A 15,928-nucleotide genomic window follows, 5' to 3' on the forward strand; every position below is an offset into this window, starting at 1 on the left:
GCCGCGCTGGTGGGAGGGACCCCATGTCCACCGCTTCCCTTGATGTAGAACACGTCCATGAGCCACCGGCCGAGCGGCCCCGCCGCGAGGTGCCCGGCTTCGTGCTCAGCGGCGGCGTGCTGGTCGTCGTGCTCGCCGTCTGGCAGTTCGTCGTGCGTGCCTTCGACGTGCCGATCGTGCTCGTCCCGGCGCCGACCGACGTCTTGTCCTCCCTCGTGGACGGCCTGAGCGACGGCTCGCTGCTCGAGCACGCGTGGGTGACGCTGCAGGAGATCCTGCTCGGCTTCGGTCTCGCCGTCGCCGCCGCGCTGCTGTGCGCGTTCCTCGTCACCCAGTCCCGCGTCCTCGACAAGGCGCTGTTCCCCCTCGTCGTGATGACGCAGACGATCCCGAAGGTGGCCATGGCGCCGCTGCTGGTCGTCTGGTTCGGCACCGAGATGACGTCGAAGGTGCTGACCACCGCGCTCATCGCGTTCTTCCCGCTGCTGATCAACGCGATCCTCGGGCTGCGCTCCGCCGACCCCGACCAGATCGACATGCTGCGGTCCTTCGGCGCGAGCCGCATGCACGTGCTGCGCCACCTGCAGGTCCCGTCCGCGCTGCCGCACATCTTCGCCGGCCTCGACGTCGCGGTCGTACTGTCGGTCACCGGCGCCATCGTGGCCGAGTTCGTCGGCGCCACCGCCGGGCTCGGGTACGTCATCCAGGCCACCAACTTCACCCTCGACGTGTCGCGCACGTTCGCCGTCCTGGTGATCCTGTCGGCGATCGGCCTCGCGCTGCACGCGCTCGTGGTGCTGTGCAACAGGAAGATCGTGTTCTGGTCCGCGGAACACCGACCCGTTACGGAGCAGGCATGATGTTCGACAACCCCGGCGATCTGCCCCCGATCGGCACGTGGCTCAAGATCCCCGCCCCGGACACCGCCGAGATCGCGGCCGCCGCCGGGTTCGACTTCGTCGTCATCGACCTCGAACACACGATGCTCAACCTCGAGACCGCGTACACGCTCATCGCGATCACGTCCGCGCACGGCGTGACACCGATCGTGCGGGTGCCCGACCACCGCCCGTCCACGATCCAGCGGGTGCTCGACGCGGGCGCCGGGGGTGTGCTGGTGCCCCATGTGGACACCCCGGAACAGGCGGCGGCGGTCGCCCGCGCGACCCGGTTCCCGCCGAGGGGCACGCGTGGTTCCGGCGCCACCAGCCGGGCGGGCCGGTGGGGACGGCTGCCGCGCGCGGAGTACCTCGACTTCGGCAACGCGCACGCGCTCTGCCTGCCACAGCTGGAAAGCGAGTCGGCCATGCGCGACGCCGAGCACATCCTCGCCGTGGACGGTGTCGACGGAGTGCTCATCGGCGCCGCCGACCTGTCGATGGAGATGGGCCGCGCCGCGACCGATCCACAGGTGACCGACCTGATCGACGCGGTCCTCGCCACCGCGGCCGAGGCGGGCAAACCGTGCGGGTTCGCACTCGGCGCCGACCCGGCCCGCGCCCGCGAACTGGCCGCGCGGGGGTTCGGTTTCCTGGTTCTCGGCAACGACTCCTCGATGCTGGCGACGGCCGCGGCCACGTTGGTCGCGGGCACCAGGGGGCCGGAGTAGCAGGGACGGGCTGTCACCCGATCGGGGACGGTTCGGCGCCAGCCGGTGTCATGGTCAGCGGCGCGGGTATGTGCCGGACATGATCATCACACCACGCAAGGCAGTAGTGCTCGCCACCGTGGCCACCGTCGCGTTCTCGGGTGGCGGCGTTGCCACCGCCGACGAACCGGCGGAGGTCACCGCCTATTCCTGCGACGCGCTCACGAGCGCGGACGTGCCTGCCGTACGGAAGCGGTTGGCCGACCAGGGGATCGACGTCTCGACCGTGACCGGGCCGATCGGGCTCTCCTGCCGGAAGACCGGCCACGGGTCCGAGGTGGAGGTTTCCGTAACCGGCGTGGACGGTGTGGCCTACCGCTGTGCGTCGGCGGAGGACAAGAACGGCACGAAGGTGGTCTTCTTCGCCGACTGCGGTCAGTCGACGTCGGTCACCGCGTAGCGCACCGCGCCGGGACAGCCCGGGTCGGTGGTCGACGGGACGGACCGGGGCGACCCGGGTGCCGTCGCCCCGGCAACTCGACACCGCGGGTCGGTAGGACCGGTGCGACACGTCCGGCGGTCAGTACGTGGCCGTCCGGCTGGCGAACCGCGCGGCGGCTGTCTGCTGCGACGTCGCCGGGAACGAGATGCGGTCCGGGTCGCCGTCCGAGGTGTACCGCTGCGACGGTGCCGCCGCGAGGCTGTCCAGCCACACGGTCGAGCAGTACTTGGCGTCCGCGCCGGTGGCGTCCTGCGAGCGGATGCGGGGGATGGCCGCCGGGTCGAAGTCCGCCGCGTACGGGGACGGCGCCGGGTTGGCGCCCACCAGGAAGGCTCCCCGGTGCCGGTACTCGGCCGGGCCGACCACGCCGTGCAGCGCGAGGCCGGGCTCGTCCGGTACCGCCCCGAACGGGAACGCGAGCGTCGCGGGGGAGTAGCCGGGGACGGCGGCACGGATCGCCTGGTCCTGCGTGAGGATGTCCTGCCGCACCTGGTCCGATGTGGACTGGGCGAGGTTGGTGTGGTTCGCGGTGTGGTTGCCGACCTCCATGCCGTGCGCGACCAGCCACGGCAGCGTACGCCGCCCGCCAGGGTCCCCGAAGGGATCGGTGTTGACGAAGAACGTCGCCGCGGTCCCGAAACCGGGGTACTCCTCGGCCACCTCGCGCATGATCGACACCGCGGTGCCGTCGGCGGGCAGGCCGGCCGGGTCGAGCGAGAACTGGGTGGGATCCCCGTCGTCGAACGTCAGCACCACCGGGTGCGTGCCCGCGGGGACGTCGAAGTCGCCGTCGGCGTAGCTCGCCGCCGTGACCGGCACGTAGTCCTCCTTGGCCAGCCGGACGAGTTCCGCGCGGAACGCCTCGGGCGTCCGGTCGTACACGGTCTCCGGCTCGGCGACGATCCGGTGGTACATGAGCACCGGCACCACGCCGAGCTCGTTCGCGCCGACCGCGGCCGGGTCGGGCACGCTCGGCGGGGACGTGCTCGGCTCCGCGGCCCGGACCTGCTGCCGGGACGGCACGTGCCGAGCCGCATCGATGGTGCACCCGGTTGCCGCCGTGAGTGCCGCGACGAGTGCGATCGCGACCATGCGCGTTGTGGACACAGCGACACAATGCGGCCGTTTCGTTTGCGCCGCAACGAGGTCGACACCATCAGGTGATTTCAGGTTAGTCCTGCACCGCGCGGGCATGACCAGCACGTGAGTCGTGTCTGCGAGAGTGAGGAGCGGGGAATGGTGGATCAGCGGAAGCGGGGACGGACCATCGCGTTGATGTGTGCCGGTGTGCTCGCGGCGTTGACGGTCCTGGCCGTTCCGGCCATCCGCCACCTGTCGGGCGGTCCGGTCATCACGGGCGTGCCGGAGGGCGCGGTGGTCACCCCTCAGGGGCTGGGCGAGCTGGGCGTCATGGCACCGTCCGGAGAGGATCTGTCCGGGGTGGACGTGCTCGTGGACGGACAGCCCGCCGCGGTGCGCCGCACCGGGGATCGCCTGGTGCTCGCGGACACCGACCTCGCCGACGGCGTCCACACCGTGACCGCGCGCCGCGCCGACTGGCTGCTGCCGGACAACGAGGTCACGCACACCGTCACCGTCGACAGCAAACCGCCGCGCCTGACCGTCGACGAGACACCGGTGACGGACCTCCGCGCGCCGTTCACCTTGCGGGGGCGCGCGCCGGGCGCCACGGCCGTCACCGTCGACCACCGTCCCGCCCGCCTCGACGACGGCGGCGCGTTCGCCGTCTCCCTGCCCGAGGTGCCGACCAGCGTCCACGTCGTCGCACGGGACGCCGCCGGGAACAACACCGCGCAGCGGCACACGGTGGCGGCCAGGCACCCTGGCATGCGCGCGGTGCACATGAGTGCGCTGGGCTGGACCTCGGCCACCCTGCGGGACCCGGTGCTGGCCATGGCCGCCGAGGGGCGCATCGACACCGTCCAGCTCGACATCAAGGACGAGAACGGCGAGATCGGGTACCAGTCGCAGGTGCCGCTGGCCCGGCAGATCGGCGCCACCCGCGACCACTACGACGCGAAGGCCGCCGTGGCCGAGCTGCACGAGGCCGGGATCCGCGTGGTCGGCAGGCTCGTCGCGTTCCGCGATCCCATCCTGGCCCAGGCGTCCTGGCGTGCCGGCCACACCGACCGGGTCCTGCAGACCAGCGGCGGGCAACCCTGGTCCGGCACGTACGGCGAGTACGCGTTCACGAACTTCGCCAACCCGGACGTGACCGGGTACAACATCGCGCTCGCCGAGGAAGCCGCGGCACTGGGCTTCGACGACATCCTCTACGACTACGTGCGCAGGCCGGAGGGCGCGCTGTCCGACATGCGCATCCCCGGTCTGCGGGGCACACCCGAACAAGCGATCGCGGACTTCCTGGCCGACAGCCGCACCGCGGCACGCGCCCACGGTGCGCTCCTCGGCGCGTCGGTGTTCGGCATCGCCGCGCACCATCCCACCGCTGTCGCCCAGGACATCCCCGCGATCGCGAAGAACGTCGACTACGTGGCACCGATGGTCTACCCGTCCCACTGGGGCCCCGGCGAGTACGGGGTCGCGCACCCGGAAGCCCAGCCGTACGACATCACCGCCCGGTCGGTGGCCGCGTTCGTCGAGCAGGTTCGCGGCACCGGCGCGCAGGTGATCCCGTGGCTCCAGGCGTTCAGCCTTGCCCGCGGTTACGGCCCCGCTGAGGTGCAGGCACAGGTCACCGCCGCTGCCGACGCCGGCGTCCGTTCGTTCCTGCTGTGGGACCCCGCTTGCCGCTACGATCCCGCCGCGCTTCCCGCATCCCGCTGAGCGGGTCCGACCCAGCGGACGGCTGATGGCCTGGAAGGCGGCTGGGTCCGCTCGCCGGACGGGCAGGTCTCTGGGGTGGAGTGGGTCCTCTGCGGACGTCGTGTGGGGTGTTCGGCTGACTCGGGAGCATGCCGTGGTTTCGAGGGCGGGGGGCGAGGTATTCCCCGCGCCATGTGGCTCTTGCGACCTCGGGGCGTCTACCGGCCCCAGGCAGATACCTGGCTGCTGGCCGACGTGTTGGACCGGACTGGATTCGCACCGGGTGCGGACGTTCTCGAGATCTGCTGCGGTACCGGCGCACTGTCCATTGTGGCGGCGCGGACTCGTCCTCGGTCGTTGACCGCGGTGGACTGTTCCCGCCGTGCCGCCCTGGCGACCCGGTTCAACACGGCGGTGCGAGGTATCCGGGTCCGGGTCGAGCGGGGGGACGCCTTCGCCCGCACCAACGGACGCCGGTTCGACCTCGTGATCGCCAACCCGCCGTACGTGCCCGGCGAACCGGCGCTCCCGGCTCGCGGGGCCGCGCGAGCGTGGGACGCCGGTGTCGACGGCAGGGCGGTCCTGGACCGGTTGTGCGCGGCCGCTCCGGCGTTGCTCGCTCCCGGTGGCACGTTGCTCGTCGTCCACTCCGCGCTGTGCCGAGTGTCAACCACACTCCGGCAACTGCGCGACGGCGGGCTCACCGCCTCCGTGGTCGCGCGTGCCGAGGAGCCGTTCGGGCCTGTCATGCGCGCCCGCGAGCACCTGCTCCGCGAACGGGGGCTCATCGCCGAGGGGCAGCGCCACGAGGAGCTGGTCGTCGTCCGCGCCGACCGGGTTCCGGCCCGGGTGCCGCGGCCGAGGGTCTCCGCGACCACCAGCACGGAGCACGGGCGCGATCCGGTCACCTCGGAGTGAGGATTCGCTCAGGGGCCTTGTCGTTCCGTCCCGGATCTCGTCGCTTCGTCCACGGAGTGGTAGAGACTCAGCATGTCGTCCAGCCCGGAGACCTGGATGGGCCTGATCACGGGACGGTTGGAGTCCACCACGATCCGCAGCGGCTCCCGGAGCGCCTGGGCGTGCTGGGTGGCCTCCGCCAGCGTGGCGAGACCGGCCGAGCCGAGGAACGTGACCGCGGTCAGGTCGAGGACGCAGGGTTTGCCCGGTGTCTGGCCGATGCCGAGAATGATCGCTTCGCGCAGCACCGGCGCGGTTTCCATGTCGATCTCGCCCTTGACCACCACGACGACGACGTTGTCCCCGTCGCGGAGGACGATGTCCAACCCCGCGGGGGTAACGCCGGTCTCGGGCTGCTCACTCACAACGCAGAACGTTACCCGCTTGTCAATGCACCGGCTGACCGTCAGTGACGTCGGACACCGCGGGCACGGTGTCCCGAGGCCGTGACGCGCGGTGACCACCCGCCAGGCACCGCGTGTCCCCGACCGGAACCCGCCGCGCCGGCAGCGGCACCGTCCGGCTGGTTGTTTGGCGGTGTCCTGGCCGGGCACACCGTGCCGATGCGTGGTGCCCTTGCCGGTGGACTCACATGAAGGTGGTCATCACCGGTGCCAGCGGGAACGTCGGGACGGCGTTGCTGCGGGCCCTCGCGCCCGCGGGCTGGGAACTGGTCGGCGTGGCCAGGCGCAGGCCGGACACCGCGCGGGAACCGTACTCCTCGGCTCGCTGGGCCGGCGTGGACATCGGCGCGGGCACCGCCGAGGACGAGCTGTGCGCGGTGTTCACCGGTGCGGACGCCGTCGTGCACCTGGCCTGGGCCATCCACCCACGCACCGACGAACCGCCGCTGCCGCGCACCAACGCGGTGGGCAGCGCGAACGTGCTGGCCGCCGCGGCGGCGGCCGGGGTGCCGCACCTGGTCTGCGCCTCCTCGGTGGCCGCCTACACGCCTGCGGGCCGGTGGCGACGGGTCGGTGAGGACTTTCCGTGCGCAGGCGTCCCGGGCAGCGCCTACAGCATGGGCAAGGCGGCGCTGGAAGCCCAGCTCGACGCCTTCGGCCGCAGGCACCCCGAGACGCGGATGGCCCGGATCCGTCCGTGTGCCGTCGTGCAGCGTGCCGCCGCCGCCCAGTTGGCGGGCTGGCTGCTCAGCCCGTGGCTGCCCCGCGCGCTGCTCGGCGTCCGTGCCCTGCCCGTTCCACTGTGGACCGGCCTGCGGCTGCAGGTGGTACACGCCGACGACGTGGCACTGGCCATCCGGCTGATCCTGGCCGAGCGCGCGGCAGGCGCGTTCAACCTCGCGGCCGAGTCGGTGCTGCCCGCCCGCGAGGTGGCGCGCGTGGTCGGGGGAGTCCGGGTGCCGGTGCCCTTGCGACTGCTGACCGGGCCGGCATGGGTGGCCTGGCGGCTGGGTTTGCAGCCACTGCACCCGGCGTGGCTGCGGCTGGCCGACCAGGCGTCCCTTGTGGACACCACACGCGCTCGTGCCGAACTCGGCTGGGTGCCCCGCCGAGGGGCCGTCGACGCGCTGGCCGAGCTCGTCACGGCCATGCACGACGACCACCAACACGCGGGCGCCCCACCGCTGCGTCCGCCGCCCCGGCGGCTCCACCTCGGACGTCCCAGCCACCAGGACCAGTCGGCCTAGGAGGAGCCCGCGACGCGTCCGAGGTCGTCGACGGAGGCCCTCCCGCTACCTGGCCGGTGCCAGGGGCAACGTGTCACCACGGTGCAGCAGCCGCACCTCGGCCGTCGTTCGCCGGTCGCGGACCTCCGTCAGGAAGTTGGACACCGGGGACCTGAACAGGCCGTAGTCGTCGTAGTGGATCGGGACCACGCGGTCCGGGCGGAGCAGCTCGACCAGGTCAACGCCTTGCTTGTGGTCCATGGACAGCAACACGCCGAGCACCCTGGTGCCGCCGAGGTGCAGCAGCGCGAGGTCGAGCGTCGGGAAGCGCAGGCCGATCTCGGCGAGGTCCCCGTGGAGGACGGTGTCGCCGGAGACGTAGACCCGCAGTGGTGTCGCGTCCGCGGTGCGCCGGTACTCCAGCACGGTGCCCATCACCTCGGGCAACAGGCGGTTCAGCGGGCCCGCGGTGTGCCGGGCCGGTACCGCGGTCACCCGCAGGGTCGCGTCCCCGGCGGAGAACGTCTCCTCGGCCCAGGTCCGCAGGCCGACGCAGCCGGTGAACCCGCCACGCCCGAGTTTCGCGGCCGCGTGCCCGGTCGTCACGATCGGCACGTCCCGGTCCAGCTCACGCCGCGCGACCCGGTCGAAGTGGTCGCCGTGCAGGTGGGACAGCACGACCGCGGTGAGCGGCGGGAGGTCGGCGGGCTGTGCGGCGGGTTCGGTGCGCCTGCGCGAGAACAGCCCCTGCCCGAAGTACGACCACTGGCCCTGGTGCATGAAGTTCGGATCGGTCAGCACGGTGAACCCGCCCAGCCGGATCAACGTCGTGGCGGTGCCGATGAACGACACCGAATCGCCCGCGGTCTCCTCGAATGGCATGCGGCGGACGTACCCGGTGGCCGACCGGCTACACGGTCGAAGCGCGGGACAGTTGGCTACTCCTCACCCCAGAGCATGAACGGCACCTCGCGAGCCCGCCGTGCGTGTCCTCGGTCGCCCGATGTCTCCGCGATCCGCGCCAGCACCAGCCGGAACTCCGTCCGGTCGGCGGGGCTCAGGGCCGCCAGCTCATGACCGATCACCTCGATGCCGCGCACGGCCGCGTCCGGGTCGACCTCGTCGTCCTCCGCGTGTTCGAGGAACATCAGGGCCTCGACGATCGCCCGGACGAGCAGCGTGTTGTCCATGCCGGGATTAAACCTCGTCTCCACCTCCGGCCGGCCCGCAGCTGGTCGACCCGGTCAGGCGAGGAAGGTGCGGACCAGCAGGAACACGTTCAGTGCGGAGATGACCGTGGCGACGGCGACGCCGCACATCGTGGTCATGGGCCGGTTCGCGAACCGGCCCATGACGTCGCGGCGGCGGGTCAGCCACACGAGCGGCACGAGCGCGAACGGGATCCCGAACGACAGCACCACCTGGCTGAGCACCAGTGCACGTGTCGGATCCACACCGGCCGCGAGGATCAGCAGGGCGGGTGCCATGGTCACCAGCCTGCGCAGGGCGAGCGGGATGCGCCTGCGCAGGAAGCCGTCCATGACGATCTGCCCGGAGTAGGTGCCGACGCTGGACGCGGCGAGCCCGGAGGCGAGCAGTGCGAGGGCGAACGCCAAGGCCGCGCCAGTGCCGAGGGTGGCGCCGAGCCCGCCGTGCATGTCCTCGAGCGAGTCGGACGGCAGGCCGGTGCCGTGCAGCGCGCTCGCCGCGACGACCAGCATGCTGATGTTGACCAGTCCGGCGAGCCCGAGCGCGACGGAGATGTCGAGTCGTGTGGTGCGCAACGCCCGAGGCACAGCGGACGGCTCCTGGCGCTTGTTGAGCGCGGAGTGCAGGTAGATCACGTGGGGCATCACGGTGGCGCCGAGCATGCCCGCGGCGAGCAGCACGCTGTCCGTGCCGTCGAACCCGGGCACGAGGCCCGCGCCGGCACCGGTGAGCGGTCCGAGCCGCAGGACCTGGTACAGGAACCCGATGAGGACGACGGCGAGCAGGCCGATGATCACCGACTCGAAGCGTCTGCGGCGGGTCGGCTGCAGCAGGAGGATCGCGAACGACACGAACGCGGAGATGCAGGCGGCCGGCATCAGCGGGATGCCGAAGAGCAGGTTGAGCGCGACGGCTGCGCCGACGAACTCGGCGAGGTCGGTGGCCATGGTGACCAGTTCGGCCTGCACCCACAGCATTCCGGTCACCGGCCGGGGGCAGTGCTCGCGGCACTGCGCGGGCAGGCTCCGCCCCGTGACGATCCCGAGTTTGGCGGACAGGTACTGCACGAACATGGCCATCAGGCTGGCGCTGACGATCACCCACAGGAGCAGGTAGCCGTAGCCGGCGCCGCCTGCCATGTTGGTGGCGAAGTTGCCGGGATCGACGTACGCGACGGCGACGACGAACGCCGGGCCGATGAAGGTGGCGACCGAGCGCACCCGGGACGGTGCGGCGGCTTCCGGTGCGCGGGCGACCAGGTCGACCATGCCAGGACTCCTCCGGGTAGGGCGGGTGCCCGCCCACGGCGCGATGTGGGGCAACACGGTGGGCGGGCACCCTGTCTCAGGTGAGCTTCTTGATCGCCTTCTCGATGAGGCCCAGGTTGGCCGGGCTGGTCGCGTACAGCAGCGGGTCCGGTTTCGGTGCGGATGCCTTGCCGCCCAGCGGTTCCGGGTTCTGCAGGTAGCTGAACTCGTGCATGCCGTCAGGTGCGGGGCCGGAAGCCCAGCGGCCCTCCGCGCCGTGGGTGCCGTCGGACAGGTGCCAGATGCTGCCCGCGTGCTCGGCGTGCTCCTCGTCGAACAGGGCGCCCGGCGCGACCGCCGTCTCGAGCCCGTCCTCCTGCAGTTCCTCGATCGCCGCGAGCCACATGTTCTGGTGCACGGTGTCGCGGGCGAGGTTGAACTTCAGCATGTCCCGCACGCCGACGTCGTCGGTCATGTTGTAGAGCCGTGCGGTCTGGAGCCGCCCCTGTGCCTCGGCGGCGACGTTGGCGTGGAAGTCGGCGAGCAGGTTGCCGCTCGCGATGATGTAACGGCCGTTCCACGGCACCCCGTTCGAGTCGGACAGGGTCGGCCCGCCGCCGGAGACGATCGCCTGCTGCGGGTCCATGCCACCGATCACCGCGGCGACGACCGGGTCCTTGCCGACCATCTCGGCGGTGGTCTGGGCGGGTGCGCCTTCCAGCAGGCGCGCCACCATGGTCGCGAGCATCTCGACGTGGCCGATCTCCTCGGTCGCCACGTCCATGATCAGGTCCTTGTACTTGCCCTCCATCCGGCAGTTCCAGCCCTGGAACAGGTACTGCATGGTCACGGTCATCTCGCCGAACGCCCCACCGATCAGCTCCTGGAGCTTCCTCGCGTAGTGCGCGTCCGGCTTCTCCGGCTTCGCCTCGAACTGAAGTTGGCTCGTGTGTCTGAACATGTCCGGCACGCTAGGAACGAGCAGTGACAGGTCCGCCACGACCGGTCCACGGGACCGCCACCGGTGCGTCACCGCGCCGTCGTCAGCGCAGATCGGAACGGTTCAAAAAAAGTCTCCTGGCCGAGCACTGAAACGGCCGGTTCGGGGAATTCGCTTCGAGCCCATGTTCGAGCCGACACTGGGACTTCTCATGACGCCGGAACACATGCACAGCACAGAGGACAAGCCGATGATCACCCTGCGGCTTCTCGACGGTTTCGAGCTGCTGCTGGGCGACGACCAGGTGCCGGTCATCCCGAGCTCGCAACGGATCCTGGCCTACCTCGCCCTGCACGAAGGCTCGGTGCCGAGGCAGACCGTGGCGGCCACGCTCTGGCCGAGGGCGACGGCGCACCGAGCCGCGGCCTGCCTGCGCTCGGCGTTGTGGCGGCTGGTCAAGCCGCCGTATCCGCTCGTCGAGGGCGGCAGGGAGCGGTTGCGGATCGGCACGGCCGTCGACGTCGACGTGGCCAGGATCCGCAGGTTCGTCGCCGAGCGGACGCTGTCCGCGCCGTTCGTGCCGGTGGCCACGCTGGCCGCGGACCTGTTGCCGGGCTGGACCGACGAGTGGGTGGTCGCGGAGAGGGAGTGGTGCCGCCAGATGTGCTTGCGTGCGCTGGAGATGCTCAGCGAACGGTTCATGGCCCGCGGCGACCACTTCCGCGCCCACGAGACCGCGGCCGCCGCGGTGCGCGGCGACCCGTTGCGGGAGAGCGCGCACCGGCGTTTGATCGAGCTGCACCTGGCCGACGGCAACCCGGCGGCGGTGATGCGGCAGTACGCGGCGTACCAGGAGCTGCTCTGGACCGAGCTGGGGATGGCGCCGTCACCGGAGATCCGCAGGCTCGTCGCGACGGTGCTTCCCGAGTAGCGGAACGCGGCTGCCGGCACGAGGTGGAGAGCCTATGACCGTGATCGAGTTCCTGGCGGCAGGCGGTGCGGAGAACCTGTGGTCGGCGCGCACTCAGATGGCCCTGTCGCTGGGGTGGCACATCGTCTTCGCGTGCTTCGGCATCGCGTTCCCCGCGATCGTGGTGTTCACCGAGTGGCTCGGCCACCGGCGTGGTGACGCGGTGCTGACCGGCCTCGCCCACACCTGGGCCAAGGCGATGGGTGTGCTGTTCGCGGCAGGCGCGGTGTCGGGGACGCTCCTGTCGTTCGAGATGGGGATCCTGTGGCCCGGACTGATGGACCGGTTCGGCGAGGTGTTCGGGTTTCCGTTCGTGCTCGAGGGTTTCGCCTTCTTCGTCGAGGCGATCTTCGTCGGCGTCTACCTGTTCGGGTGGGACCGCCTGTCACCGAGGGCGCACATGCTGAGCGCGCTGCCGATGGTCGGCGCGGGAATCGCGGGTGCGTTCTTCGTGGTGTCGGCCAACGCGTGGATGAACAACCCCACCGGGTTCCGCCTCGACGCGCGCGGGGAGGTGGTCGACGCCCGGCCCTGGGCCGCCATGTTCGGGCCGTCGACGTGGCCGCAGTTCACCCACATGTGGCTGGCGGCGTTCATGGTCACCGGGTTCCTGGTCGCCTCGGTGTACGCGGTGGGGATGCTGCGCGGCCGGCGGGACGGCCACCACCGCGCGGGGCTGCTCATCCCCCTCACGGTGGCCGCGATCGCCACGCCGGTGCAGATCGGCGTCGGGGACTGGATCGCGAACACGGTGGCCGACAACCAGCCGGCGAAGCTGGCGGCGATGGAGGGCCAGTACGAGACCACCGCCGGGGCCGGGCTGTCGATCGGCGGGATCTACCAGGACAACAAGCTGCGGTACGCGCTGGAGATCCCCTACGGGCTGTCGTTGCTGATCCACCACGACCCGGACGGCGTGGTGCCGGGGCTCGAGGAGGTGCCTGCCGACGAGCGGCCCCCGGTCAACGTGGTGCACCTCGCCTACAACGTCATGGTCGCCATCGGCCTGGCGTTGCTGGCACTGGCGGCGTGGTTCGGTCTGGTGTGGTGGCGCAGGCGGCGGCTGCCGAGAACCGCCTGGTTCCTGCGGGCCGCCGCCGTGGCCGGTGTCGCGGCGGTGGTGGCGATGGAGGCGGGCTGGATCACCACCGAGGTCGGCAGGCAGCCGTGGATCGTCCACGGCCTCATGCGCACCGAGGACGCGGTCAGCCCCGCGGCCGGACTGAGCTGGGGGCTGGTGGCGGTGATCGCCGTGTACACCGTGCTCACCGTCTTCACCGTCGTGGTGTTGCGCGGGCTCGCGCGAGGTCGCGACACCCTTGCCCCGCAAGAGCAGGAGGCGGCGCGATGACGCTCGCCGAAGCCGTGCTGGGCGCGGCGTTCACCGGTCTGGTCGCCTACGCGTTGTTCGGTGGCGCGGACTTCGGCGGCGGGGTGTGGGACCTGCTCGCGGGCGGCACGGAACGCGGCCGGCGCACGCGCGAACGGGTCGAGCGCTCGATCGGGCCGGTGTGGGAGGCCAACCACGTCTGGCTGATCTTCGTGTTGGTGGTGCTGTGGACCGGGTTCTCCGGCGTGTTCGCCGCGGCCGTCACCACGCTCTACCTCCCGCTCACCCTCGCCGCGTTCGGGATCATCGCGCGCGGCGCGGCGTTCGCCTACCGCAAGAGCGTCGACACGCTCGGCATGCGCCGGTTCTTCGGTGCCGCGTTCGCGGTGTCCTCCCTGCTCACCCCGTTCTTCTTCGGAGCCGTCGTCGGCGGGGTGGCCGCGGGCCGGGTCCCTCCCGGCATCGCCGCCGGGAACGTGATCGGCAGCTGGGTCAACCCGACCTCGTTCCTCGGCGGCACCCTCGCGGTCCTGGTGTGCGCCTACCTGGCCGCCGTCTTCCTGTGCGGCGACGCCCGCCGGGACGGCGAGGACGACCTGGCCGAGGTGTTCCGCCGCCGCGCCCTGGTCACCGCTGTGGTCACCGGCGCGGTCGGCCTGGCGGGCATCGCCGTGCTGCGCACCGACGCACCGCTGCTGTTCGACGGGCTGACCGGCCGCGGCCTGCCCGTCGTGGCGCTGTCGGTCGTCGCGGGCCTGACCGCGCTCTGGCTGCTCATGACCCGCCGCTACATCGCCGCGCGGCTCGCCTCCGCGCTCGCCGTGACGGCGATCCTGGTCGGGTGGCCGGTGAGCCAGTACCCGTACCTGCTCCCACCCGCACGGACGGTCGACGAGGCGGCGGCCGGCCGGCCCACGCTCCTCGCACTGCTCATCGCCCTGTGCGCGGGCGCGGCCATCCTGGTGCCTGCCCTCGTCTACCTGTACGTCCTGTTCCAGCGCACGCCGTCCGAGCGCCAGGAGGGCGGTCACCCGCCCGGGTGAAAGGCCTTGGTGCCTGCCGTCTGGCGGTGCGGTTCCAGTTCGTTCCGCTGCTCCTCCGCACGCGCCACGAGCCGGTCGAAGTCGATGTCGGTGAGACGGGCGCCCAGGTCCGCGAGGTCGCGCAGGGTGGCCCACATCTGTTTCTTGCCGTTGATGCCCATGGTCAGCATCTCCAGCTCCTCGAACCGGCTGAGTGGCGAGTAGGTGCGCAGCCTGCCGTTCCGCTTGAGCCTGCCGACGCGTTCGGCCACCATGACCGCGGTGTTCTTCACCGGGTTCGGCGTGATCCGCAGCCGGTCCATGATCGTCCGGAACGTGTCGACGTCCTCCGCGATGGCCTTGGCCACGCGGTCGAGCGCCGCACCCGTCTCGGTGTCCTGGTTGTTGCGTGCCGCCCGTCTGGCCAGTTCACGCCAGCCGATGCCCAATGCCAGCTGATCACACAGGTAAATGCGAAGAAATTGGTCCATAGTGTGGTTCGTACCCGGATTATCTCGCCGGAATCCGGATAGCCGGCGCGAACATTCGCACCCGCTGCCTCGCGTGTACCCCGGCGAGAAGTGAGGTATCCCCGGAACCGGGGCGATCGTTGTGGAGATGGGCTGTGGCGCCGATTTCTATGCCTGACCTGCCGGAAGGTCCGCGCCGGAGGATGGTCGGGGTGTTGTTCTCCTGTTATGAGCAGGCTGGCAGGCCGTCGCTGGCGGCCATCGAGGAGTGGATCGGTGCTCATCCCGGCCTGCCCGGGACGGCCAGCAAGGAGACCATCCGCCGGATGCTGCTGGGGCTCGCGGTCCCGCTCACCTGGGACATGGCGGACACCGTGTACCTCGCGTTGTGCGGGATGGCGGGCCGGGACCCGGACGAACCGGTCGATGACCGGCGGGACGGTCCGGCGGGGCTGTCGAGGCAGGAGGCGTTCCACCGGTACTGGCAGGCCGCCGTGGCGGTGTCATGATCGAGGGTTCTCGCGGGTGAACGAGACCGATTCGCCGGGCAGGTCGACGGCCTGGACCCGCCACCCGGCGTCGCCCCATGACTTGCCCTGCACGAGATACCCGTTCCCCCACCACGTTCGCCGGTGGTACGCGGACCTCGGCAGTCCGCCGACCAAGGCCGACAGCTCCGCGAAGCTCAACCGCACCACCGACTCGCCCCGGCGCGCTGCCGCCATGAGCAACTCGGTCAGGGGGAGGTACTTGCCACCTGCCATGTTCTGCCCCCGGGGTCCGCTCGTAGCGCTCGATCCCGTCGGCGTACCCCCGGACCCAGCGCGTAACCGGAGCACCGCACCGGCGGGGCCGAAGGACCCGGCAAACGTTGGTGGACAGCTAGGGCGTGTCGAGTGTTCTTTCGTTGTCCGGCGGCTGGACTTCGATGATCGACCCGGTGGCGATGAAGTCGACCGGGCCCGCGTCCTCGTGCTGGGGCAGCCGGACCCCGACCCACAGTTGCCCCGAGACCGGTTCCGCGAGAACGGGACCGACCACCACGGCCATGCGGCGCCGCTCCGGGTCGCGGTCGCTCGCCGCGACCCGGTAGACCACCATCGACCCGTGTTCGGGTTCGTGCGCCGCCGGAATCATGGAGCTTTCCTCCTCATCGTGAATTCCCGTTCACGGGCATACCCGTGACGCGGGTACTGACACGTGGCCGGCACGAGCTGTAACCGGATTTCGCGGGCACCCGTCGGGCGCCCGCCCCGGGCGTCACGGAGACACACAC

The 15,928-nt window shown here is 71.2% G+C and carries 19 protein-coding genes; 10 read left to right on the plus strand and 9 right to left on the minus strand.

Features of this window, described 5'->3' with window-relative positions:
• The first annotated feature begins 23 nt into the window (after positions 1-23).
• The 3 genes from FHR82_RS23745 to FHR82_RS23755 all read left to right on the plus strand — a co-directional run bounded on the left by FHR82_RS23745 (position 24) and on the right by FHR82_RS23755 (position 2,048).
• Complete coding sequence (locus FHR82_RS23745) at positions 24-860, plus strand: ABC transporter permease (RefSeq protein ID WP_184812723.1); 837 nt, start codon at positions 24-26, stop codon at positions 858-860.
• Positions 857-1,609, plus strand: coding sequence for an HpcH/HpaI aldolase family protein (locus tag FHR82_RS23750; protein WP_225943886.1), 753 nt, complete (start codon positions 857-859; stop codon positions 1,607-1,609). The genes FHR82_RS23745 and FHR82_RS23750 overlap by 4 nt, the downstream gene beginning before the upstream one ends.
• A gap of 79 nt (positions 1,610-1,688) precedes the next feature.
• Complete coding sequence (locus FHR82_RS23755; RefSeq protein ID WP_184812724.1) at positions 1,689-2,048, plus strand: hypothetical protein; 360 nt, start codon at positions 1,689-1,691, stop codon at positions 2,046-2,048.
• A 120-nt stretch (positions 2,049-2,168) separates the two neighbouring features.
• Here the strand turns inward: FHR82_RS23755 and FHR82_RS23760 are convergent, their stop codons facing one another.
• Positions 2,169-3,197, minus strand: coding sequence for a polysaccharide deacetylase family protein (locus FHR82_RS23760; RefSeq protein WP_311771242.1), 1,029 nt, complete (start codon positions 3,195-3,197; stop codon positions 2,169-2,171).
• A gap of 129 nt (positions 3,198-3,326) precedes the next feature.
• On the opposite strand from FHR82_RS23760, the gene FHR82_RS23765 reads away from it, so the two are divergent.
• Positions 3,327-4,898 carry a putative glycoside hydrolase gene (locus FHR82_RS23765; RefSeq protein ID WP_184812725.1) on the plus strand — a complete coding sequence of 524 codons (1,572 nt, stop codon included), beginning with the start codon at positions 3,327-3,329 and terminating at the stop codon, positions 4,896-4,898.
• A gap of 171 nt (positions 4,899-5,069) precedes the next feature.
• Entirely contained in the window at positions 5,070-5,795 is a 726-nt protein-coding gene (locus tag FHR82_RS23770) for a HemK2/MTQ2 family protein methyltransferase (RefSeq protein WP_184812726.1), read from the plus strand.
• Positions 5,796-5,803: 8 nt separating this feature from the next.
• On the opposite strand, the gene FHR82_RS23775 is transcribed toward FHR82_RS23770, so the two are convergent.
• The gene (locus tag FHR82_RS23775) at positions 5,804-6,199 is read right to left on the minus strand and encodes an anti-sigma factor antagonist (protein ID WP_184812727.1); all 396 of its coding nucleotides are present in this window, start codon (positions 6,197-6,199) and stop codon (positions 5,804-5,806) included.
• A 227-nt stretch (positions 6,200-6,426) separates the two neighbouring features.
• Here FHR82_RS23775 and FHR82_RS23780 point away from each other — a divergent pair, with 227 nt between their 5' ends.
• On the plus strand, positions 6,427-7,485 hold the full coding sequence (locus FHR82_RS23780) for an NAD-dependent epimerase/dehydratase family protein (RefSeq protein ID WP_184812728.1): 1,059 nt from the start codon (positions 6,427-6,429) through the stop codon (positions 7,483-7,485).
• A gap of 45 nt (positions 7,486-7,530) precedes the next feature.
• On the opposite strand, the gene FHR82_RS23785 is transcribed toward FHR82_RS23780, so the two are convergent.
• The 4 genes from FHR82_RS23785 to FHR82_RS23800 form a co-directional block, all read right to left on the minus strand.
• On the minus strand, positions 7,531-8,346 hold the full coding sequence (locus FHR82_RS23785; protein WP_184812729.1) for an MBL fold metallo-hydrolase: 816 nt from the start codon (positions 8,344-8,346) through the stop codon (positions 7,531-7,533).
• A gap of 56 nt (positions 8,347-8,402) precedes the next feature.
• Positions 8,403-8,654 (minus strand): hypothetical protein, encoded by a 252-nt coding sequence (locus tag FHR82_RS23790; RefSeq protein WP_184812730.1) that lies wholly within the window; start codon positions 8,652-8,654, stop codon positions 8,403-8,405.
• Positions 8,655-8,708: 54 nt separating this feature from the next.
• Positions 8,709-9,941 (minus strand): Nramp family divalent metal transporter, encoded by a 1,233-nt coding sequence (locus tag FHR82_RS23795; protein ID WP_184812731.1) that lies wholly within the window; start codon positions 9,939-9,941, stop codon positions 8,709-8,711.
• A gap of 76 nt (positions 9,942-10,017) precedes the next feature.
• Entirely contained in the window at positions 10,018-10,881 is an 864-nt protein-coding gene (locus FHR82_RS23800) for a manganese catalase (RefSeq protein ID WP_184812732.1), read from the minus strand.
• Positions 10,882-11,086: 205 nt separating this feature from the next.
• On the opposite strand from FHR82_RS23800, the gene FHR82_RS23805 reads away from it, so the two are divergent.
• The 3 genes from FHR82_RS23805 to FHR82_RS23815 are packed head-to-tail and all read left to right on the plus strand — an operon-like array spanning position 11,087 to position 14,203.
• Positions 11,087-11,791 carry an AfsR/SARP family transcriptional regulator gene (locus FHR82_RS23805; protein ID WP_221464210.1) on the plus strand — a complete coding sequence of 235 codons (705 nt, stop codon included), beginning with the start codon at positions 11,087-11,089 and terminating at the stop codon, positions 11,789-11,791.
• Positions 11,792-11,825: 34 nt separating this feature from the next.
• Entirely contained in the window at positions 11,826-13,181 is a 1,356-nt protein-coding gene (locus FHR82_RS23810; RefSeq protein WP_184812734.1) for a cytochrome ubiquinol oxidase subunit I, read from the plus strand.
• Complete coding sequence (locus tag FHR82_RS23815) at positions 13,178-14,203, plus strand: cytochrome d ubiquinol oxidase subunit II (RefSeq protein WP_184812735.1); 1,026 nt, start codon at positions 13,178-13,180, stop codon at positions 14,201-14,203. Before FHR82_RS23810 ends, FHR82_RS23815 begins: the two co-directional genes overlap by 4 nt.
• Here the strand turns inward: FHR82_RS23815 and FHR82_RS23820 are convergent.
• On the minus strand, positions 14,188-14,673 hold the full coding sequence (locus tag FHR82_RS23820; protein ID WP_184812736.1) for a hypothetical protein: 486 nt from the start codon (positions 14,671-14,673) through the stop codon (positions 14,188-14,190). The genes FHR82_RS23815 and FHR82_RS23820 overlap by 16 nt on opposite strands.
• 182 nt (positions 14,674-14,855) lie before the next feature.
• On the opposite strand from FHR82_RS23820, the gene FHR82_RS23825 reads away from it, so the two are divergent.
• The gene (locus FHR82_RS23825; protein WP_184812737.1) at positions 14,856-15,161 is read left to right on the plus strand and encodes a hypothetical protein; all 306 of its coding nucleotides are present in this window, start codon (positions 14,856-14,858) and stop codon (positions 15,159-15,161) included.
• On the opposite strand, the gene FHR82_RS23830 is transcribed toward FHR82_RS23825, so the two are convergent.
• Together FHR82_RS23830 and FHR82_RS23835 are read right to left on the minus strand one after the other, a co-directional pair.
• The gene (locus FHR82_RS23830; RefSeq protein WP_184812738.1) at positions 15,156-15,416 is read right to left on the minus strand and encodes a DUF7662 domain-containing protein; all 261 of its coding nucleotides are present in this window, start codon (positions 15,414-15,416) and stop codon (positions 15,156-15,158) included. The genes FHR82_RS23825 and FHR82_RS23830 overlap by 6 nt on opposite strands.
• Before the next feature lie 118 nt (positions 15,417-15,534).
• Positions 15,535-15,789 (minus strand): hypothetical protein, encoded by a 255-nt coding sequence (locus FHR82_RS23835; RefSeq protein ID WP_184812739.1) that lies wholly within the window; start codon positions 15,787-15,789, stop codon positions 15,535-15,537.
• Positions 15,790-15,928: the final 139 nt, after the last annotated feature.

The organism is Actinophytocola algeriensis (assembly GCF_014203735.1).
Classification (GTDB): domain Bacteria; phylum Actinomycetota; class Actinomycetes; order Mycobacteriales; family Pseudonocardiaceae; genus Actinophytocola; species Actinophytocola algeriensis.